Raw genomic sequence first — 21,063 nt, forward strand, 5'->3', positions numbered from 1 at the left:
AAAAGTTTAGAAATTCGCCATTGAAATGCAAAACCCTTTGCACGAAAAAAAGACAGAGCCCTCCCTATAAAAAGAGAAGATCCCTGTCCTTGCACCTGAAAGTTTACCGTTTAACGGTTTTCCCCTTTGGTGGCTCTTACTATGAAAAGCGGAAGCGCCTTGGTACCCCCGACAAGCACAAGACGATCCTCCCGGAAAGGTGTTCTTTACCTTTATGGGAGGATTGGCTTGTGACCTCGAGGGGGTAGGCGCTGCAGCTAGACAATGAAAAAGAGCACTCTCCAGAGCTACGTCCAATAAGGGTTCTTTTGCCTGAGAGATTCACAATCATAATTGCTTGCTCCTTCGGCGCTACATAAAGTAGTCTCTCCCCTTATCTTCATCCGCATTTATAAAATTTTCAAAATTGGTTCATACTAAACGCAAATCTATAAATGTAGATAAATAAAAAGTTATTGTCAAAATAACAATAAATGTGTTTTTGGCAAATTTCAAAACTTTCAAAGCTATTATTATCCTACCATTAGAAATCTATTTGAGCAATGGGTAATATTTTTCTCAGTAAGAAATGCGTAAGTGCCTCGGTCAAGGGCGACAAGAGCATAAGACAGGCTGATGAGAAGGTTGTACTTTGACCTTCTTGGTAGACTGGCTTATGACCTCCGCCGTACAGGACGTATTAGTGTCGACTTTGCCACAGGACGTGGCGTCGGCGAGCCCCTAGGCGCTGAAGCTAGACAGTTTAAAAGGGGTCGTTTTTATGACAGTGAATATTGAATTTGATTCTTTATGGCAGGAAGGATTCTTAACGAGAATTAAGCAAGATGGCCCATGGGGAATTTGGGAGCTTTATAAGTTGGCCATTGATGTGGAAAACTATACCACTATTACAGAATTTGAAGGATTACAGGCTCCCAAGCATTTATCGGGCCTTACACCTTTGCCACACCAGCTTGAAGTGGCCAAGCAAGTTGTAGAAAATATGAATGGAAAAGCGATTCTTGCTGACGAGGTTGGTTTGGGGAAAACTATTGAAGCAGGATTAATATTGAAAGAGTATATGATTAGGGGATTGGTGAAAAAAGTATTGATCCTCGTCCCTGCCTCTCTTGTGACTCAATGGGCAATTGAGCTTAACACGAAATTTTTCATCCCTGCGGTAACCCAGCGAAAAAGCTATGTATGGGAGCAATGCGATGTTGTTGTTTCGTCCATAGATACGGCTAAGCGCAACCCACATAGGGATATTATTTATAAGCAAGACTATGACCTTATTATTATTGATGAGGCTCATAAGCTAAAAAACAATAAAACGAAGAATTATGAGTTTGTCCAAAATTTAAAAAAGAAATTTTGTTTACTCTTAACAGCCACTCCTATTCAAAATCGGATTAGTGAAATCTTCAATTTAGTGTCTTTACTAAAGCCAGGCCATTTAGGGAATGAATCAGCTTTCTATCAAAAATATAATAAAGATGCACGAAATTTAGATGATAATGAACATTTGAAAGAACTTGTCAATAAAGTGATGATTCGAAACAGGCGGGCCGACACTGGAATTGAGTGGACGAAGCGAAAAGTTGAAACGATTGTGATTGATTTTTCAAAAGAGGAAAGGGAACTTTATGATGCAGTCACAAGCTTGCGAAAAGACGGTGATTGGACAAACTCTAGCCAATTTTCGGTCATGACACTTCAGCGAGAAGCTTGCAGTAGCCGCGAATCTGTTTTTTTCACTTTAAAAAACATGCTAGAAAGGCAAGAAAATCCATCCGTAGCCTTCCAGGAACAAATTCAATTTTTAACTAGGAAGGTTGAAGCTGTACAAAAAAATTCAAAAGCGGAAAAAGCAATTGAATTGATTAAGCAAATAAATGATAAAGTCATTATTTTCACCGAGTATCGAGCAACACAAATGTATCTGCAATGGTTCCTCAAACAGCACGGCATAACTTCTGTCCCATTTCGCGGCGGATTTAAAAGAGGGAAAAAAGATTGGATGCGTGAGCTTTTCCAAAAAAATGCGCAAGTCCTTATTGCTACGGAAGCTGGAGGCGAAGGGATTAATCTGCAGTTTTGCAACCATATCATTAATTTTGACTTGCCATGGAATCCGATGAGGCTTGAGCAAAGAATTGGACGTATCCATCGTTTAGGACAGGAAAAAGATGTTATGATTTATAACTTTGCGACAAAAAATACAGTTGAGGAGCATATATTAAAACTTTTGTATGAGAAGATTAATCTTTTTGAAAAAGTAATTGGCGATTTGGATGAAATTCTTACTAAGCTTGATTTCGGGAATGTAGAAGACCATCTTATTGATATTTTTGGTAAGTCATCTTCCGAAGGTGAAATGAGAATTAAAATGGAAAACTTAACTTCAATGATTCAATTTGCTGAGGAAATACGGGAGGGCAAACAAAATGCAGCAGCAGGAAATCCATAATTTTCTTGAAAAATATTTCCATGCGAACGGTTGCGAAATTGTCGAAAATGGCCATGGCTATATGACTGTTCAATTAACGATAGAACTTGATAAGGAGCTAATGAATAGGCCATTTTACTGGCATTATTTAGAGAAAACTGGCGGTATTCCAAATCCGATGCGGCTTACATTTATTACGAATCCAAAGCTATCCCCCGAAGAAGTTACAGGGGAAAATATTCACTTTGGTTCACCACGTCTTCATCAAATTTTTCAATCGACAAAAAGGCTTGCAGGTTATATCCGGCTATTTGAAAAACACGATCAGCCCCATGGTCAGCAAATTTCTTTAAGACCATGGCTTGGGATGAATGTCCGTATTTCATATGAATGTGACCGCAAGAGGGATGTGTTTAAATCAATCGGTCTGCAATTAATTAATGGGCAAATGATTGAAGAGTTTCATGATAAACTACTACAATTGCGGCTAACGCCGAAAATTCCTGACTTTTCATTTACACTTTCTCCGCTAATTATGCCAAAAAGCGGAATCACGAGAGTTGAGAATTACTTAAAAGCGCAAATTGAACGCGAGGATCATAGTTGGGCAGAAAAAGCTAGAGAGCGTTGGCAAAAGGATTTAAGTTTATTGGAGCATTTTTACGAGGAAGCAGAAGAAAAAGATGAAAGCTATGAAATCGAAAAAGCTGCCTTGAAAGAGCAATATGAGCCACGTGTAAAGATTTCAATTATAAATGGCGGATTATTTTATTTAACAGACAAAGCCATTTAACAGAAAGAAACCGCTCAAATGTGCGGTTTCTTGTCTGTTTTATTGTCTCTTTTCCTTTTGACATTATAGTAGAAAACATATGGAATCAAGCCAAACCACCTGTATAAAAATGGTTCTTTCATATCCTTTTTCTCTAACTTATGCCTCTTCCGTTCATCTTTTGGCTGATCAATATATTTTACAACTGTTTGCGTAATGTATTTAACGTAGTCATTCGATTTCATTTGCCGCACCCTGACCTTCATTAATTGCCATTTTTATTACAGTATGTTCCGTTTGGCTTGTATTTAAACTATAGTTAAAAAAGAGGGGGCATCATAACCTTGGTTTTGTCCCTTTCAAAAATATTAATTTCGCTCTACCCACTTAAACATTTTGCCTTCTTCCAAATCAAAATATCCATACGCAGTAATTTCACGATGATCCTCTAAACTTAAGCTAAACGTTATCAAATATACACTATTGGATATTTCCGAAGTTCGATAATGAACATTTCCATCAGAAAATTTTAATTCTCCTGAAGAAATCTTAGTATCTTCCTCTAAAAAAATCCTTTCTATCTCTTTCACTGAGCTCAAAAAATAATATTCTTGTTTTAGGCTTTTCTCTGTTTCTTTATAGAAACGCACTTCAGATAAATAAAGTTCAATATGAATGATTAACAAAGAAACAGCAAGTATTATAATTGAAAATGTAAGAGGATACACGAACCCTTTCTCATTGCGAAGCATAGTCGTTCTCCAAATTTATATAAGAGTATATTGATATGGAGTACGTCTGATTATATAAATCTCTCAATGTTAATTTTACCCCATCGGGAATACGTGAAAATTGAAATGTATCGACTTGCTGAAAGACAATTTCATGTCCTTTACTATCAACTCTTCTTCGCAAATTTGCGCCATACCGCTCATAAATGATATTCTGGCCGTGCTTCTTCAAAATAATTCTTTGGTCGTATACATCCAATTCCTCAGATAATCGAAGCTCTTTTTTCAATTGATTGACAAAGACATGCCATTCCATCCTTTTCGTTCTCAATTCAAATTGTTCATTGTCTAAGAAATATTTTAAAGTTAACGGAAAAAAGGAAATGATGAGCAGAAAAATTGAAAAGGCATAAAGCATTTCCAGCATAGTAAAGCCCTTATTGTTCATATTTTTCACATTTTTGCTGATCATTTTTGAACACATCCACATATTTAACGCAAACCTCCACTCCATTTCTGTTGCCAGATGCTTCTTGTGAGATTTCATATACAGTCCGATTGAGGGCTATTAATTCGGAAAAAGGAGCACGATCTTCCTTTTTTGCTTGTAATAATGCCTCATATAAAACTTTAGTTCCTTCGTAATCCTGCTGTAATCGAATTGAATGATTGACGAGATTCATAATGAGCGGAAAAAATATCGATGCAATAAGAAGCCAAGCTGTTAATGTTAAAAGCATTTCCGGCAAGAAAAAACCTTTATTCTTTTTCCACATAAAATCTTCCCTTTCCAATTAAAAAGGTAAAGCGATATCTTTCCTTCCCAGCATAAATGGCAAAAGAGCCAAACTGGCTAATATTCCCGTCGGCCTTAAAAAGAAAGAACAGCGTCATGGTCTCCCCTCTTACTGTTATCCGATCAGGAATCTGTCTTTCAACAAAAAAATTCTCGGACTGCTCTTCATGAATAACGTACCGCTTCTCTCCTGGGAGAATATGAACGACTACCTCAACATGATGCGACAGGGCATATTGCTGCGCATATAAAAAATCGGCTTTTAATTGTGAAATAAATTGCTGTTTTTCTAATGAATGGAACTGAGGCTTTAATAAAAAGGCAGATATGGAGGCAATGATGAGGAAAACACTTAAGACAAAAAGAGATTCAATTAATGTGAAGCCTCCTTGCTTGAAATTCACTCTGATTTAGTTTCCTTTTTAGCAGATGTAACTTCCCCTTCTGCTGAAATCCTCACGAGATCCCCATTGGGACATGATGTTTCTCCTTCTGTCAAATATCCTTCTTTAACTAGTGCCTGAATATCTGCTGGGGGTTCTTTCTTTTCAATCTCATATGCCTGAACTTGGGCTTGTACCATTTTTACAAAAGCCTCACACCCTTTGCTGTTTATTTTAGAGTTATGCTTTGTGATATTGGGAATCGTAATAATTAATAAGACAGAAATGACTAACAAAACAATCATCATTTCTATTAAGGTGAAACCATTGTTATTCTTAAATATTTTCATGTTAAAATCCCTCCAATAATTGAAACATCGGTAATAATACAGCTAAATACATCGAAACAATCATAAAGCCAATAACTGAATACAATAATGGCTGAACGGTTTTCAACCATTTTTCTGAGCGCTCTTCAATTTGGTTAAGACAATGCTTACTAAAGAAAAATAATTCTTGATCTAGCTTTCCATTTTTCTGGCCATGTCTAATAATATGCGGAAGCTCAATTTCTAAAAATGAATAAGTTAATAAGATTTCTTCAAGCCTCTCCCCCTTTCGTAGGCAATCCTTAATTTCTGCCCCTAGTTCCTTATAAAGCGGCTGTTTATCATTTTTTTCAAACATACTTAAAGCCTCATGAATAGATAATCCTCCTGAAAGCAAATAGCTCATTTGGATTGAGAGATAATGTGAGTAAAATAATTTTAAAAACGGACCAATAATAGGGAGGGAAGAAAGGAGCATCTTCTGCTTGATTTGGGATTTTTCTCGGAATTTTAATCGGTAATAACTGAGGAATGCTAAGAGGAAGATGAAAAAAATTCCAAACAGATAAGGAAGTGCATGACCAAAAAGAGAAACAACGTTCATAAAGAAGTTTGGCTGCAAATTCATTGTTGTAAATAAAGATGAGAATCTTGGAAGTATAATTAAATCAACAAACACAAATAAAACAATCGTGATAATTATTAATAATGTCGGATAAACAAGGAGCTTTTTGAGTTTCTCAAAATCTTTGTCTCTCTTTAGCATCATCTCGCTACCTTCTTGACATGCACGGGCAAGCCCCCCATGCTGCTCTGCAAAATATACATAACCAATTAAGTATTTATTAAAGTTCAGCTTTGATAGCACTTGGAAAAAGGGAAATCCTTCTCTCAAATCAGCTAAGCATTCACTGACCTCTATTTTCTTTGCACGGGGAAGCTGAAACAGGAGAGATTCAATCGCTTCTGATAAAGAATATCCTCTTGAAAGAAGTTCACCTGTCCTTTTTAAGAAATGGCTTTGTTCTTGAAGGCTCCATTTATGCCTTCGCATAATCGAACACCCACCGATCATATTCAGATTCTTTTATATAGCCAAGTGCGATCCCCTTTTTTATAACCTCTTTTAACGTCATATAATTTACATCTGTTATCTCCCCCTTCGCTTCCATCATTGCTGCGTTTAATGCTCGTCCAGCTAGTAATTCAAACACACTTGCTCTTTTCCATCGCCCATAACTATAGCAAAAAGGCGAACATTCTCCTTGGCAAAACGGACATTCAAGCTCAACAAGCCTCTGTGCAGTAATTGCAACAAGCGTTTGTTCAATTTCAACCCAATTGACGCCAAATTCATTTAATCGATAGATCGCCCCCTTTGCATCCCTTGTATGCATCGTCGAAAGCACTAAATGCCCGGTTAAAGCTGCTCGTACAGCAATTTTCGCTGTTTCTGCATCCCTTATTTCCCCAACCATAATAATATCTGGATCATGCCTTAATATCGCCTTTAGCCCAGCAGCATAAGAAACCCCAGCTTTTTCATTTACTTGAACTTGTAAAACGAGATCATTTTGTTTTTCAATCGGGTCTTCTAGCGTAATTACATTGCGGTTAAACATATGGGAGGTTTCATTTAACAGTGAGTATAGTGTTGTGGTTTTCCCTGATCCAGTCGGCCCGGTAAATATGATTAATCCGTGAGCATGCTTTAATAAGGCGAGCATTTTTCGAGTCATGGCTGGAAATAAGGAAATTTGGAAAAAAGGAATTTGCTCCTGCTGGGGAAGGATTCGAATAACAAGGCTTTCGTTATGACTGGATGGGAGTGTGGAAAATCGCAGTCCAATTAATTGTCCATCAATATAATAGGAGTAGGCACCACTTTGCGGTCGCCGTTTTTCGCCAATGTCCATTGAGGCAGTGAATTTAAAATGAGAAATTAAACGGTCACATTCTTCTTTTGGGAGATAAAGCCTAGGGACAAGTTTATTAGCGAGGCGCAATTGAATGAGTGTGTCTTTTCTGCGAGGGACAATATGAATGTCTGAGGCTTGGTTTCGCACTGCATCTTTAATAATTTTTTCTGCTAGTTTTTCAATCATGTTCAATTGAACTAACACCACCCTTTATATTTTATAAATAGTCCGTAAAGACTATATTCGACCTCATTATATATATTCCTTTTCATTTTGACAATCCCTTTGAGTGAAAAATTAAAAAATTCACTAAATAAAACTGAACACTATTCAAATGGATTGGTTTGACTCCAGACAACGTATGATAACCTCTTATGATATTTGTGAACATTTTATAAACTTATCGTGAATACAGTGTTTACCCATTTTAACTGTATTATAATGGAATCAATATCGTTCTGAGGTGAATTTACGTGGAACAAACTTTAAAGATAACTAATGTTTTATCTGATCCAACTCGTTATTATATTTATCAATACATTACAAATAAGCATAAAGAAGTTACTGTTCAAGAAGTTGCCGAACAATTTAATATTCATCCAAATGTCGCAAGGCTCCATCTTTCAAAACTAGAAGATGTTAAAATGCTAGCGTCAGATACGCAAAAAACGGGAAAAGGCGGGAGGCCAAGCAGGCTTTATAGCTTATCCGATGAGGTGATTCAGCTCCATTTCCCTTATCGAGACTACCAGCTGCTAGCCAAAATTGCGATGCAAACACTCCTTTCACTTGGAGAGCCAGCTAAGCAAGCACTTTATGATATCGGGAAAAGATTTGGTCAAGAATTAATTGAACAGGAAACAAATCGCTCTCCGCATTTCAATGAGCCCCTTTCATTCGATCAAAAAATGAAAATAATTAAGAATGCGGCTATTATGTCAGGTTTCCATCCTGAATTTGAAGTGAATGAGGATAGCTCAAAAGTTTACTTTCAAATTTTCAATTGCCCATTTAAAGAGGTTGCGGAGAGTTTTTCAGAGTCAGTCTGCCAAATGCACGCCGAATATATAAAAGGGATGTTTGAGGCATTATTTGATTCCGCCCGGCTCATAGAAAAATCAAATATACTAAATGGCTGTGAATCATGCTCCTACCGTGCTATTCTTTCTGATTAGAGCATGACTAATATGATCAAGGTAGCATAACAATCGCCAGGAAAGACTCATGTCTTAACAATATTCATAAAGAGTAGTTTACTTTTAAGCTGGGAATAACTATAATATGAACTGATTGTACTTGTAAAACCAAATGCGGAAGCGCCTCGTTCACCCCCGACAAGCACAAGACAAGCCTCACGGAAAGGTGTTTTTTACCTTTCTGGGAGGATTGACTTGTGACCTCGAGGTCGACAAAAACGCGACGTCCTGTCGCATTGTCGACACTAGTACGTCCTGTACGTCGGGGGTAGGCGTTGAAGCTGAACGTAGGTGAATTTATCTACAAAAGCAAATCACATTTTTCGATTTTATTATCTCTTAAGGGTAAAAGGAGGAGGGAAACATATGGAACGCATGTACAGAGTGTTAGGTTTCTGGACGGGGATTTTTGCTGTTATGTTCTATGTTGGTGACATGTATACAGCATCTTTAATCTTCTTCGGCCAAACAGGATTTTTCCTGCTTTTAAGTTACTTAAAGCTTTCAGAACGCATGTATATGTATGTTTTTGGCGCATATTTAACAGTATTCTTTATTGGCTTCACTTACTGGTCAACATTTATGATGACACCAGGTGTAAGTGGTCATTAAGCAATACATACCCTTTATTTGAAAAAGCGATGGAATCCCTTGGGGCCCCATCGTTTTTTATTTTATTAACATCCCTTCTTTTGTAAAAAAACATGGAAGGATGCGCTCATACCTGAAGGCATAATGAGGCTTCGGATTGCTCTGTTTCTTTTACTCACTTCAGAGAATGGATCCGGATCGTAATGGTCCTGTAAATCCTCTAGAATTCCTGTCGTCAGTAAAAATTCATCCTGTCTCCAGTTGCTTTCAAAGTTTAGCCCGTTTTCCTTTCCGATACGGATAAGGGAATCAAAATGAACATGACTTGTTAAATCCATTTCTCCTGGGTGAAGAAGAACATTATTCATTTGCTGATGCTTGTAATAGCCCCTTAAACTACCTTTGCTCCGTCCTAATTCCGTCCACTCCTCATTCGTATATCCATAATCAACCGTGAGGACTAGCCCCCTTGAAAGAGCCTTTGACATTCGATAAAGCATATCTCCCATTGACAGCGGAATTTCAATTCTTTGTTTATTTTTTAATTTCAATCCACTTTCCGCTAAGTAGGTTGAAATTTGGCGATTATTTAATGGGACAATTGTCTCAGCAAGCTGATCATTTTGAATGGTAATCATGACCTCCATGAATTGGCCATCATGGTTTTCAATAATGTGAACGGGAAAGGCATCAAACAATTCGTTGGAAAAAATCAAGCCTTCAAACGGAAAAATTTCCTCTAGATCATCAATTTGTTTAACAAAATCATAACTCTTTAGCTCTTCCTGCTGCAGCTTTCGATGATAAGGGCTTGTCTCAAGTAAGACATACTGAATAGGCTCTTCCCCAATCCTATTCCATTCATCAATAAACGCTTTTGCGAAACGACCTGTTCCACCGCCAATTTCACAAATAGCTGGAGGAAGCTTTCGTTCATTCTTCTCTTTAAAATACCATTTGGCAAGCGCTTTTCCGTAAATATCCCCGATATTGCTTGATGTGATAAAATCCCCTTTACGACCAACCTTATCCTTTTCCCTCATATAATAGCCATATTGAGGATGGTATAACACCAGTTCCATATACTCTGCATAAGTGATCCTTTTTAATGGATGGCCCATTATAAATTCCTTTAATAAATTTATCATAAAAGCTCCTTTTTTTGTTAACATCATTGACACAGTGAATACTTTATTATATTGTATTTTTAGTAGCTAAAACTTATCCCCTCCCATTATGAATAGAACATCCCCTAGAAAAGCCCTTCTCCTAATCGAGAAGGGCTTTTCTATCTAACAGTTGCCAAATTCCGTTGATCCTCATTAAAACCCATTTAAAAATGGGTTAGAATCCATTTCCTGCCCGATTGTCGTCGCTGGACCATGTCCAGACAGAACGGTGGTTTCTTCAGGCAGGGTTAATAACTTTTGATGAATGCTATTTAATAGCAAATCATGATTCCCTCCTGGCAAATCTGTCCGGCCAATGCTTCCATTGAACAGCGCATCCCCAGCGACAACTAAATCCCCTTCCTTAAAGTAAATGGAGATACTTCCAGGTGAATGGCCTGGTGTCTCGTAAATTTGAAAAGTAAATTCCCCTATCGTCATTTCTTGCTCATTTCGGATAAAAAAGTCAGCAGGCTTTCCGCTAATATTTTCAATCATTTCATATCGCCCCGAGCCGTTTAATGCTGGATCAATAAGCCAATCAGCCTCTTTTTCATGAATATAAACGGGAATTTCATATTCTTCTCTTATATCATCTACTGCACCGATATGGTCAAAATGCGCATGAGTAAGAATGATAGCAACCGGCTGTAAACTTTTTTGCTGAATAATATTGCTTAGCTTCTCACTCTCTTCACCTGGGTCAAAAATAAGGCATTTGCCATTTTCCTTTGACAATATGTAGCAATTCGTTTGTAATGGACCTAGTGGGAGCTGATACCATTCCATCGCAAACACCTCCAATTAAAAATGTATATTAGCTCTTATTTTACACTATCTTTATGAAGCAATTAAAGAAAACAATCTTAATTTTAATAAAGCTACTACTTTTTTAAAGAGGAGATTAAAATGAGAATCTATTATGCGGTTGAAGCCAATACTATTATTGAAGAGGTACCTGAGTTTAAAGCGCTTATTTTTAGTGAAACAAATATTTTTGATTCCTATGAAGGCATTTTTATTTTCGAAACAAAAGAAGCTGCCTCACAACTTGAAATTTTATTAGAAGAGGCTGGATTGCTTGAAAGTCAGTTTGAACTTATTCTTGCAAAAGACGGGATAAAGGGAGAAACTTTTGCTGATTTCGGATTCGTAACAGAACATTGTACTTATCTCCTTCATGATCTTGTATGTTCCTTTTCAATAAAAGGGGGAGATAAAATTTCAATCGAAATGGCCAATCTACAGCTTCATGAGCATCTAATTTATGAAAGCTATTTAGAAAACAAACCTATTTATTTTATTGAACGGCATTTAAAGGATTTAGTAAAAGGAATTGCCAATGCTTATGACATAGAAGTGTCATTTTTTGAACTCGACAAACAGAGTAAAAAACTATAGAATATAAGACGAATGTAAAAATAGTTACATATTTGTTTTACCGGAAAGTTTTTACTTATTTTTAGGCATTTGCCTGCTGATGATGAAATAAAGGGGGCTTTTTATTATGGGACTAGTTATTATTTTTGCATTAGTTGCTGTATTAGCAGCAGTTGGTGCACTAAGTTCGCTTAAAAACAAGAATATCCTTGGATTCATTTTTGCTGCCGGTTCATTCGTTGTTTTCGGCGGATTTGCTCTTCTAACATTAATTAATAGCGGTTATCCAGCGGTACACTAAGAACAAATGCACAAGCGCCTTGATCACCCCCGACAAGCACAAGACGAGCCTACCGGAAAGGTTGATTTGTACCTTTCTGATAGGATTGACTTGTGACCTCGAGGGGGTAGGCGCTGGAGCTGAACGTAAAAAAAAAAAAGACTGTCCTCTTTAGGGGGCAAGTCTTTTTCTTTTTTCAAAAGTCTTGAACGAGCGGAATGATTTTTTGAGTTTCTAAATTAATTAGTTTTTCAAAAAAATAGCCATACAAACAATTCTTGCCGTTTGGAGAACAGCTTAACGGCTCATTTTTTAGATGATCCATCAAGACTTTGCTCTCTCCACTAATGATATTATAGGAAAGCAACTGGAACTCGTAATTGTAAGCATCGGCAGCCGTACTGAAAAGCGGCTGAAAAGTAATGAATTGATTATGTTCATCAAAATCTAAATAGGGAACAAGCCAATCTGAATAACGTGTTAAGTGAGGGACTGACATGGAAGATAGCTTTTCCAATTGATTTGAGAAAAATGTGTATACAGCTTCATTTGATCTCTCAGAATTCACTGTAATCGTCATCAATACATTTTTGATTGCTTTTATGTAATAAACGTCGTGAAGTATTTGTTTTTCATTTTGCTTCTTTATTGATTTTTTAACAAGTGGAGCAAAAAGAGAAAGGTCTTTTTCATTCCAATTTAAATAAGTAATTTCTTCTTCATTTAACCAGAAGGCAAATGGCTCCTTATTTTCAATAATCTCAAGTTTATTCCCCTCCAAATTTAATAGGTACATCGTATAGTCCCAATTCTCTGTAAAGGCAGAAATCAATATTTTGCCTTCATTGTAAGGATTCCACTCATAAGCAAACTCAGATGCACTAATCCGTTTAGTCAAGATCTCATGGCCGTTAGCGTCTAAAATTGAAATCATACCTTCATATGAGTTTGGAGAGGATTGAATTAATAATTGACTGCGAGAGGGACTTGGCAAAACAGAGGAAATTGGAAACTCACTTTCAAAAATTAAACGGCTCTCACCTGAAAATAAATTATAAGTATAAACATTTGATCCTAATTCTACATTTTCCATATAAATAATCGTCTCGTTATTAAGCCAGCCATTCACTGAATTAAATGGTCCTTTTTGAATAGGAATAGGGGCTTGGACATTATTTGTTGTAAAAGATGGAGGGATACCCGCTTTTTGAATGGCTTTATTATACTTTATGATGGGCTGTACCCCGGCTTCCTTTTTCATCTGACAACCAGCTATGATAAAAGGGAGAAAAAAAACTAAAAAAAGCAATAAATGATTATTATTTTTACACAACAAATCCCGCCCCCCTTTTACACTCTTTAAGATTTGTACGTAGAATATCGGATAATGATTCATATTAAAACTAGAAACTGCAAATAAAAGAAAAGCCGAAAAACGGCTTTTATAATCAAACTCATTTTACATGTATAAAGCTGCCAGGTAAATACCAAGAACCTCTTCAAATATCTCATCAAACTGAGTTAATGGCAATGGATTTATCCCTTTGCCCATTTCAATCGTAAAGCCCGGCCGACGAAAATCTTGAATAAACCAATCTTTATACCCTGCGTAGCTTTCAATATATTGAACAGATTTATAACCACTTACTCTTGAAAACTCTTTTGCCAGTGCGCTTGATTGCGGCGGTTCCAAACCTTCGAAACCCCAATAAAATTCCTCTCCTTGTGTATGGAAGGCAAGCACACGATTAAAATTTCTTTTTCTCGTAAGATCAGCCATCGCGATCGCCTCTGGCTCTGTTAATGGTGCCTCGCCAGGATAATCTCTTCGGGCTGGAGATTTTTCAGGCGATCTTTCTTTTTCATCTTCCCATTTAGCCGGAAATTGATCATTTAAATCAACCCCGCTTATGTTTGCTTTCCAGCCGCTAAAGTCTGTGCTTCCACGATTAATTCGAATCACTTGTTCTCTAATGTTCTCAGGTGGCCCACTCAACACTAAATTTACACCGTCTGGATTTACCATTGGTACGATGGAAATATCGACTGACTGGTATAGAGGCATTGTTTGGAGCCTTCGTATCGGTTTTACATTTGTTAATGATAACAAGAAGTAATTCAATAAGGACATAAGTATTCCAGAGGTAATCCATTCATTTGCATGGAAGGAGGCATTGAAGTGTACCTTTTTTGTTCCTTTACCTAATCGAATTTCTTGAATTGGCTTTCCAAGTACAGTGTTGCCTATTGTGTTCACCTTTATGAAAGGAAAGATTATCTGTAAGCTTTTAACATCATCCGTTAACGCCTCATAAGTATACTTCCTCTTCCCATTTACGACAGGAGTAATCACCCTTGATGGGATTAAAATTGTCTGCCCGACTGTCAGCTGATTTGAATTTATATGCTGATTAAGGAGAAGAAGTGCATCAACTGATAAATGTCTTGCTTCACTTAGTTTCCATAATGTATCCCCTTTTTTCAAATTGTAGGCTTTAGCAATAAATCCAGGAATCTGTATTTCCTGCCCAATTTGTAAGGAGTTTGGATTTATTGTCGGATTCGAGTCAATGATTAAGTTTATAGGGACCATAAAAAGACCGCTATAGTGCCATAACGTATCCCCAGAACGCGTCTTTACTTTCATTTTTATCTTCCTCCCTTACTCATTCATTTTTATGAATGTCCTCAGGGAAAAATGCCGCACAAACTAGGGTTCTTGGAGCTGAACATAGACAAATTTATTCTCTAAAATCAAATTCAGATAAGATAAAGAAAACTCGCCAAACGGCGAGTTCACTTTATTGTGTATTTAATTGTGCTTCGTTTTCAAAGAATGGTCCTCTCTGCTCTTCATCTTCATAAAATCGGAGTAAATCACCATAAATAATTTTATCTGAGTATTCAAGCTCATTTTTTGCTTTTTCAATATATGGTTCACATGCACTAATATCAGTTGGCTCACCTGTTTGTTTATCAAAGCATGTTTCACGGGTATAAATATAATCTTTCGTGATAAAGCTTCCGTCACGTAATACGGTAAACTCCATATTCTGTTCGGAAAATAAATCAGAGCCAAAATCAATATTATTTTTCGTATTAATTCCTAATAGGTGAAGGATCGTTGGTTTTAAATCGATTTGACCAGATACGGTAGACATCGTTTTTCCTTTATGTCCTGGAATATGAATAATTAACGGTACACGCTGCAATTGCGTGCTTACGAATGGAGTAACTTCTTCTCCCAGAAACTCACCCATTGCTTTATTATGGTTTTCCGAAATCCCATAGTGATCTCCATAAAGGACAATTATGGAATCATCGTATAAACCTTCTTCCTTTAAATGCTCGATGAATATCTTTAAAGCTTCATCAGTATAACGGACGGTAGGGAAGTAATTATTCACTGTTTTATTATTAGATGTATATGGTTCAATAAAGCGATCTTCTTCACCAAGTTCAAATGGAAAATGATTTGTTAACGTAATAAACTTTGCATAAAACGGCTTTGGCATTTCCTTTAAATGCTGTATGGACTGTTCAAAGAAATCAATGTCTTTCATGCCCCAGCCAACTGAGTTTTCTTCATTTACATCATAATCCGGCAAGGAATAGAAACGATCATAGCCTAATGACTGATACATGATATCCCTGTTCCAAAAGCTCTTATTATTTGCATGTAAGGATGCAGTAAAATAACCGTTATTTCTCAAAATATCTGGCGTAGCCGTATACTCATTTCCTGAATGCGTAAAGAAAACAGCACCGCGGCTTAAAGGATACAGTGAGTTTTCAACGATAAACTCTGAGTCTGAGGTTTTGCCTTGCGCCGTCTGATGATAGAAATTCTCAAAGTAATAGCTATCTTTAATAAATTCATTTAAAAACGGCGTTATTTCCTGACCATTCACTGTTCGATTAATAACGAAGCTTTGAGTTGATTCCATGGAAATTAAAATTACATTTTTATTTTTAGCAATTCCAAATAGGTCATCATTTGGTTTTTTATAGTTAGCATAAATATAGTTGTGAATATCCGCGAGCTCACTCCCATCAGCTAATGCTCTTTGAGCTGATGATTTTGATTGTAGGAACATATCGTAAATATGATAATTATATGTTCCGATATTTTTGACAAGCATTTCACGGTCAAATGTGCGCGTCAAAAGCTGAGGACGCTCCGTCTCAGATAATCCGAGATTAAAGAATGCGATCGCCGTTGCAATTAGGAAAAATGCTCTCCGATCGACTTTTGTAAGCTTTCTGTTTGAAACAAACCTCGGCTTAATGATGATAATTAATGCTAAAATAATGACATCGGCAAAATAAAAAATATCTTTGAAATTTAATAACTCATTTACACTGCTTCCTAAATCACTCATATTACTTGTTTGGAATAGGACAGGAATGGTTAAGAAATCATTAAAGAATCGGTAAAAGACTACATTTGCGAACAAAACGGCGGAAATGAAAAAGCTTGATAAAAGTAAATAGCGATTTCGATTCTTTTCCTTCATAAATAAGCTAATCCCAAAGACAAATAACAGAAAGCTCAACGGGTTAATAAATAGGATAAATTCCTGCCGCCAATTTTCTATCTTAATATCAAAGCTAGTTTTGTAGGTAATATACGTTTTTAGCCAAAGCAACACAATCGCAATCGAAATGAGCGATACCTTTGACCATTTAAAATTTTTCATAACAAAAGTTACCCTCCCTGTTTTTTCGGAACAGATACGGAAAAAATATCATATTTTTACAAATTAAGGATGTATCGAATTTTGAATCAAACACTATCTTAATACTTTTTTTACAAAAAATCAAATTACGCTTAACCATATTTTTATATAATTATAGATTTATGTATACCCATCTTATTAGACGTTTTAAACCTCAAAAAGTTTCATGTTTGTCCATTTTTTGAAAAATGAACCATTTGTCACAGTTAACAATTTAGCGCTTTTTCGCTTGGAAAAACAGCTAATTTATTGGCTTTGAGCAATAAAAATATAAGTAAAGAGTATTCGCTTTAAATACGAATACTCTTTACTCATCAGTAATATAGACCTATACAAATCCGATATACTTCCTATATTATTACCAAATCATTCATGTTTAATCATGGGGGATTCTCTCTATATCACAGTAAATTTCAGTGGCTTAATTTTTCTTTTAAAGCTTGAGCTTCATGCCTTAATAAAAGAATAGCCATTTGATAATCCTTAGCATCCATCAGCTGTGCTTGATAAAGCTCCTTAATTTCCTCCTCCATAAGTTCCAAATCAGCTACCCTGTCGCCTACATAAATAATTGTGCCAAATTTCTTCAGAAACTGCTGAATGTCATAAATTGTTTTCATTTTCTACCCTCAAATCTTATTCTATTTCCGCATTTATCGCAGATTAACGGGGTGAAAGAATCCCCCACTGAATGAAGTTTCACTTTATTTGTTGTAATAAATTTTGATAATTTTCTTCACGAGGCATTAATTCAATAGCTTTTTCGGCAAGTTTCTTCGCTTCCTTCATATTCCCTTCCTGAATATAAATAAGAGCCAGATTATAATAAGCCTCATGAAAATCTTTTCTTGTTTCAATAGCCAAGTGCAAATGTTCTTTTGCGTTCTCTAGCTCGTTTGTTTTAATTTCTGCATAAGAAAGCAGAAAATACGTTTCTGCGGTTGCTGAGCCTTCGTCAGCAAAGGGATGAAGGAGACTTTTAATTTGATTATAATCTTCCTTTTTCATATATTCAGCGGCCATAATTAATGCTGACTTCTCATTTACTACATTCCCCGGCTCACTATATCCATATTTCAACAACCCTGTAATGGTCACTCCGGCAATGATAAGGAAGATTATTTGTAGAAAAGGCTTTTTTTGCTTCGGAAAATGAACAATCCCCGTTGCCAAAAAGCCGCCAATTAATCCGCCAATATGTCCCGCATTATCGATATTTGACATCGTAAATCCGAAGATTAGATTAATTACTAATATAACAATAATATTTAGGCCCAGCGTTCGAAAGAACAGTCTTGGATTAATCACTCCGAAATAAAGCAAGGCCCCAAAGCATCCAAATATAGCTCCACTTGCTCCAGCCGATAATGTAGGGCTGAAAATAAAACTCGCTAAAGAACCAAAAAATCCAGCAAGCAAATAAATGAGCAAAAATCGTATATTCCCATATATTCTTTCAACCGTCGTCCCAAGATAATAAAGAGCTAGTGTATTCATCAATAAATGAAGAATGCCAATATGCAAAAAAATGGGCGTAAAAAATCGCCACCACTCACCCTCAAGAATAAGCGGATTAAACTTCGCACCGTACTGAATAAGTGTAGACGAATTCGTACTGCCGCCTTTCCATTCTAATAATAGAAACATAGCTACTTGTATAATCATAAACATATATGTAAAAAGTGGTTTTCCATGCTGAAAAAAAGATTGTTCCTTTTTTGAACGGTTTGATGCTTCTGATAATGCCGCTAGCTTTACAGTATCTACCTCATGCTCAGTATACTCTTCACTATTCACTGTAAATGAAATCGGTGTATGAAAAATGGTACTAAGCTTAGAAAAACCTTCATCATAATTATTCCGCTCAAAAATAATGGAATTCACCTTCGTTTTTTCATTCTCCTGAGGAATAAAAGGTTTCTCAATTCTAAACTCGTAATCATCCACCGGAGGAAATGCAGAAATATATAAATTAAGGACATTCATTTCCCCGCGCCTGAGCTGTTTCCGAATTCTTTCGCCATTAACAGCTATATGCTCTATATCCTTTTGCATCCAATTGCTCCAGTCTAAATTATAGCGAAGCAATCTAATCACTGGGGCCTTCTTGTTTTCCATTTTCTCTAGCCATAGTTCTTGATGTTGTTCCGATAATTGAATAATTCGATATTCTTGATCCGTTATGAAATAATGCGCCAATCTCCAGAATAAATAATCCTCTTGCAAATTCACCCGGCTCCCCTACCTCTTTTTCCAACTTACTTATTTATATTAATTCAAATCCGCGATATCGCCAAAAAATATGAAGTTTCTTTTTTACTATAAGCCCTAGCCCTTCATAAACGCAAATCGAAAAGCGTAAGCGCCTTCGGAACAATGACAAGCACAAGACGATTTGCTTGTGACCTCGAGGGCGCTGAAGCTAAACAAAAGAAAAAGACCTTTTTAATAGGTCTTTTCAAAAGCGCCTTCAGATGAACTTGATGGGAAAACCATTTTCAGCATGCGGTCTTTCACACCTGGAAGTCCCATTAATGAGCTTACGAATATACGGCGTAATAAAGCATTCCTAAACAATACATTCATCGCACGATAACGATTTTGAAAAATTAAATACCCGCTGATTCCAATCGCCAAAATTGATAATAATATTCGTCCCATATCCATCCCTCCTAGGAATAGTTTTGGATGAATAGTTAATTTTTATCCATAAAGTGAAACTTCATTTAGTGGGGACGTATTTTCCCCACTGAATGTTAGTTGAACTTATCACGCTCAAAGCGCCACGTCCTCCCAAAAGCTATGCTCTTGGTCGTGCGATGCGTTGCTGCCGAAGTATTCCTTGTCCTGTGGCTTTCGCCTGACTAGGACATCGTGTCCGTCGTCGGGCCTTTACGGGCTGTTGGTCTCTCACCGGGAAATCCCATTTTCTCAACTCTTGAAGTGGGAGTCCTACAACCCGTTAATCTGCGATTAATTCAATAACGACGTGAATAACATTCCAAGTGACGCTGATAGAAAACAGGAAGAAAAATTGACGAAATCATTATTCATTACGAGCAGTCCTCTTTTATGTATTGTTTTGTTCCTACAATGAATAGTTGATTCTATTTCAGCACCACAAATTTTGCATTGATACACAACCTGACCGAATGCGCCAAACAAAGTATCGATGATATTACCAGCGAATCCAAAGATGAATATAATGAAAAAATCAGTTAGAGGAAGATGAAACAGAAAAAATGCTAGTGCTGCAATAGTAAAAGACCCACATAAAGCTGCAACAGTTCCGAGAAGACTAATAGCTCCAGATGTACCTGCGTCTGTCCTTTTGAATGTCCGGATAAAGACAGGTGGCTTTTTACTTAGTGAGCCTATTTCTGAAGCCCATGTATCGGAGTTTGCTGCAGCTGCAGAAATGGAGAAGCCGAATATCCAAGCTGGGTCCGGAATGACGAGATTTAGCATACTAAATAAGGCAGCCGCTCCTCCATTCGCTGCAACTTGGGCCCAATCTCTTCGTGAGCCCTTTTCATGTCGCTGCTCAATGTTCATTTTAAATTTTCGTTTGTATTTTGACCAAAGACTTGAACTTATAAAAAAGAAACCAAGCAGAAGCAAACCTTCAATGCCAAATCCTATACTGACACATATGCCGATCACAAATGCAGCTAAACTGCCTGACAAAGTGAGCAATTTAAGTACATAACCGCTTATTGAGGTAACAGCAATAAATAGAATAAGAAGGATTGTATCATCCATTTACACTATTAACCTTAACGTCCGTTATAATTTTCTCCACCGGAATATCATGAGTTTCAATTGGAATGCCATCAGCTATTTGGCGTTGAAAGGCGAGCGAAACTGTACGGCCAACGTAATTTGTCAAATAGCGGTCATAGTAACCACCGCCAAATCCAAGCCGATATCCATTCTTAGTAAACTTTAATCCAGGCACGATCAATAAATCAATATCAGTTGGCGCTACTGCGATAGTCATAGATTCTATCGGTTCAAATAATCCGTAATAAACTGACTCTAATTGGTCAAATCGACTTAATGTTCGAAAATCTAACTCTTTATTTTGAGGCAAGCATTTAGGAATCACTACTTTTTTTCCTTCCTCCCATGCCCTTCTAATAATTTGATATGTATCGACCTCTGGCGGCTTTGAAATCGTAATGCCAATCGTATTTGCCTCTTTCCAAATCTCATCCTGAAAAAGATTATTTGCAATTTGATAGGAAAGCTGCTCATATACAGGCTTTTGAATCTTTGCTAATTCTTCTATGATTTGTTTCCTCAAGATCTTTTTTTCTTCCATCGTTCTATTGCCCCCATTAATAAATA

At 36.7% G+C, this 21,063-nt stretch carries 24 protein-coding genes and 1 riboswitch; of the genes, 6 read left to right on the forward strand and 18 right to left on the reverse strand.

Features of this window, described 5'->3' with window-relative positions; translation table 11 throughout:
- Positions 1 to 290: 290 nt before the first annotated feature.
- Positions 291 to 383, reverse strand: a riboswitch (glycine riboswitch).
- Between the two features lie 377 nt (positions 384 to 760).
- Both F7731_RS02740 and F7731_RS02745 read left to right on the forward strand, forming a co-directional pair.
- The gene (locus tag F7731_RS02740) at positions 761 to 2,449 is read left to right on the forward strand and encodes a DEAD/DEAH box helicase (protein ID WP_151533236.1); all 1,689 of its coding nucleotides are present in this window, start codon (positions 761 to 763) and stop codon (positions 2,447 to 2,449) included.
- Positions 2,427 to 3,221, forward strand: coding sequence for a YqhG family protein (locus F7731_RS02745; RefSeq protein WP_151533237.1), 795 nt, complete (start codon positions 2,427 to 2,429; stop codon positions 3,219 to 3,221). The genes F7731_RS02740 and F7731_RS02745 overlap by 23 nt, the downstream gene beginning before the upstream one ends.
- Positions 3,222 to 3,235: 14 nt before the next feature.
- Here the strand turns inward: F7731_RS02745 and F7731_RS02750 are convergent, their stop codons facing one another.
- The 8 genes from F7731_RS02750 to comGA all read right to left on the reverse strand — a co-directional run bounded on the left by F7731_RS02750 (position 3,236) and on the right by comGA (position 7,550).
- Positions 3,236 to 3,445 carry a YqzE family protein gene (locus F7731_RS02750; RefSeq protein WP_151533238.1) on the reverse strand — a complete coding sequence of 70 codons (210 nt, stop codon included), beginning with the start codon at positions 3,443 to 3,445 and terminating at the stop codon, positions 3,236 to 3,238.
- A 123-nt stretch (positions 3,446 to 3,568) separates the two neighbouring features.
- Entirely contained in the window at positions 3,569 to 3,928 is a 360-nt protein-coding gene (gene comGG / locus F7731_RS02755) for a competence type IV pilus minor pilin ComGG (RefSeq protein ID WP_170289629.1), read from the reverse strand.
- A 10-nt stretch (positions 3,929 to 3,938) separates the two neighbouring features.
- Positions 3,939 to 4,403: a competence type IV pilus minor pilin ComGF gene (gene comGF, locus F7731_RS02760; RefSeq protein ID WP_246197119.1), complete on the reverse strand. Its 465-nt coding sequence runs from the start codon at positions 4,401 to 4,403 to the stop codon at positions 3,939 to 3,941.
- Positions 4,369 to 4,707, reverse strand: coding sequence for a type II secretion system protein (locus tag F7731_RS02765; RefSeq protein ID WP_151533240.1), 339 nt, complete (start codon positions 4,705 to 4,707; stop codon positions 4,369 to 4,371). Before F7731_RS02765 ends, comGF begins: the two co-directional genes overlap by 35 nt.
- Positions 4,691 to 5,131, reverse strand: a complete 441-nt coding sequence (comGD, locus tag F7731_RS02770; RefSeq protein ID WP_151533241.1) for a competence type IV pilus minor pilin ComGD — start codon at positions 5,129 to 5,131, stop codon at positions 4,691 to 4,693. Before comGD ends, F7731_RS02765 begins: the two co-directional genes overlap by 17 nt.
- Positions 5,128 to 5,460 carry a competence type IV pilus major pilin ComGC gene (comGC, locus tag F7731_RS02775; RefSeq protein WP_151533242.1) on the reverse strand — a complete coding sequence of 111 codons (333 nt, stop codon included), beginning with the start codon at positions 5,458 to 5,460 and terminating at the stop codon, positions 5,128 to 5,130. Before comGC ends, comGD begins: the two co-directional genes overlap by 4 nt.
- A gap of 1 nt (position 5,461) precedes the next feature.
- Positions 5,462 to 6,493: a competence type IV pilus assembly protein ComGB gene (gene comGB, locus F7731_RS02780; RefSeq protein ID WP_151533243.1), complete on the reverse strand. Its 1,032-nt coding sequence runs from the start codon at positions 6,491 to 6,493 to the stop codon at positions 5,462 to 5,464.
- Entirely contained in the window at positions 6,480 to 7,550 is a 1,071-nt protein-coding gene (comGA, locus tag F7731_RS02785) for a competence type IV pilus ATPase ComGA (RefSeq protein WP_151533244.1), read from the reverse strand. The genes comGB and comGA overlap by 14 nt, the downstream gene beginning before the upstream one ends.
- 281 nt (positions 7,551 to 7,831) lie before the next feature.
- On the opposite strand from comGA, the gene F7731_RS02790 reads away from it, so the two are divergent.
- The gene (locus tag F7731_RS02790; RefSeq protein ID WP_151533245.1) at positions 7,832 to 8,533 is read left to right on the forward strand and encodes a helix-turn-helix transcriptional regulator; all 702 of its coding nucleotides are present in this window, start codon (positions 7,832 to 7,834) and stop codon (positions 8,531 to 8,533) included.
- A 387-nt stretch (positions 8,534 to 8,920) separates the two neighbouring features.
- A complete protein-coding gene (locus F7731_RS02795) occupies positions 8,921 to 9,166 on the forward strand; it encodes a DUF2626 domain-containing protein (RefSeq protein ID WP_151533246.1) in 246 nt (81 codons plus the stop codon).
- Between the two features lie 65 nt (positions 9,167 to 9,231).
- On the opposite strand, the gene F7731_RS02800 is transcribed toward F7731_RS02795, so the two are convergent.
- Together F7731_RS02800 and F7731_RS02805 are read right to left on the reverse strand one after the other, a co-directional pair.
- A complete protein-coding gene (locus tag F7731_RS02800) occupies positions 9,232 to 10,293 on the reverse strand; it encodes a class I SAM-dependent methyltransferase (protein WP_151533247.1) in 1,062 nt (353 codons plus the stop codon).
- A gap of 174 nt (positions 10,294 to 10,467) precedes the next feature.
- Entirely contained in the window at positions 10,468 to 11,103 is a 636-nt protein-coding gene (locus F7731_RS02805) for an MBL fold metallo-hydrolase (RefSeq protein WP_151533248.1), read from the reverse strand.
- 120 nt (positions 11,104 to 11,223) lie between these two features.
- Between F7731_RS02805 and F7731_RS02810 the strand changes: the two genes are divergently transcribed.
- Positions 11,224 to 11,715, forward strand: coding sequence for a hypothetical protein (locus F7731_RS02810; protein ID WP_151533249.1), 492 nt, complete (start codon positions 11,224 to 11,226; stop codon positions 11,713 to 11,715).
- Between the two features lie 106 nt (positions 11,716 to 11,821).
- On the forward strand, positions 11,822 to 11,995 hold the full coding sequence (locus tag F7731_RS02815; RefSeq protein WP_151533250.1) for a DUF2759 domain-containing protein: 174 nt from the start codon (positions 11,822 to 11,824) through the stop codon (positions 11,993 to 11,995).
- A 175-nt stretch (positions 11,996 to 12,170) separates the two neighbouring features.
- On the opposite strand, the gene F7731_RS02820 is transcribed toward F7731_RS02815, so the two are convergent.
- The 8 genes from F7731_RS02820 to F7731_RS02855 all read right to left on the reverse strand — a co-directional run bounded on the left by F7731_RS02820 (position 12,171) and on the right by F7731_RS02855 (position 21,037).
- A complete protein-coding gene (locus F7731_RS02820) occupies positions 12,171 to 13,235 on the reverse strand; it encodes a YqgU-like beta propeller domain-containing protein (RefSeq protein ID WP_151533251.1) in 1,065 nt (354 codons plus the stop codon).
- A 198-nt stretch (positions 13,236 to 13,433) separates the two neighbouring features.
- Positions 13,434 to 14,621: a M14 family zinc carboxypeptidase gene (locus F7731_RS02825; protein WP_151533252.1), complete on the reverse strand. Its 1,188-nt coding sequence runs from the start codon at positions 14,619 to 14,621 to the stop codon at positions 13,434 to 13,436.
- A 154-nt stretch (positions 14,622 to 14,775) separates the two neighbouring features.
- Positions 14,776 to 16,674 (reverse strand): LTA synthase family protein, encoded by a 1,899-nt coding sequence (locus F7731_RS02830; RefSeq protein ID WP_151533253.1) that lies wholly within the window; start codon positions 16,672 to 16,674, stop codon positions 14,776 to 14,778.
- Between the two features lie 452 nt (positions 16,675 to 17,126).
- On the reverse strand, positions 17,127 to 17,333 hold the full coding sequence (locus F7731_RS02835) for a YqgQ family protein (RefSeq protein ID WP_151533254.1): 207 nt from the start codon (positions 17,331 to 17,333) through the stop codon (positions 17,127 to 17,129).
- 79 nt (positions 17,334 to 17,412) lie between these two features.
- The gene (locus F7731_RS02840) at positions 17,413 to 18,945 is read right to left on the reverse strand and encodes a rhomboid family intramembrane serine protease (protein ID WP_151533255.1); all 1,533 of its coding nucleotides are present in this window, start codon (positions 18,943 to 18,945) and stop codon (positions 17,413 to 17,415) included.
- 213 nt (positions 18,946 to 19,158) lie between these two features.
- On the reverse strand, positions 19,159 to 19,374 hold the full coding sequence (locus tag F7731_RS02845; RefSeq protein ID WP_151533256.1) for a hypothetical protein: 216 nt from the start codon (positions 19,372 to 19,374) through the stop codon (positions 19,159 to 19,161).
- Between the two features lie 312 nt (positions 19,375 to 19,686).
- A complete protein-coding gene (locus tag F7731_RS02850; RefSeq protein ID WP_151533257.1) occupies positions 19,687 to 20,475 on the reverse strand; it encodes a DUF92 domain-containing protein in 789 nt (262 codons plus the stop codon).
- Positions 20,468 to 21,037 carry a 5-formyltetrahydrofolate cyclo-ligase gene (locus F7731_RS02855; RefSeq protein WP_151533258.1) on the reverse strand — a complete coding sequence of 190 codons (570 nt, stop codon included), beginning with the start codon at positions 21,035 to 21,037 and terminating at the stop codon, positions 20,468 to 20,470. The genes F7731_RS02850 and F7731_RS02855 overlap by 8 nt, the downstream gene beginning before the upstream one ends.
- Between the last annotated feature and the right edge of the window lie 26 nt (positions 21,038 to 21,063).

Origin of the sequence: Cytobacillus depressus, assembly GCF_008923245.1 — a bacterium.
GTDB classification, from domain to species: domain Bacteria; phylum Bacillota; class Bacilli; order Bacillales; family Cytobacillaceae; genus Cytobacillus; species Cytobacillus depressus.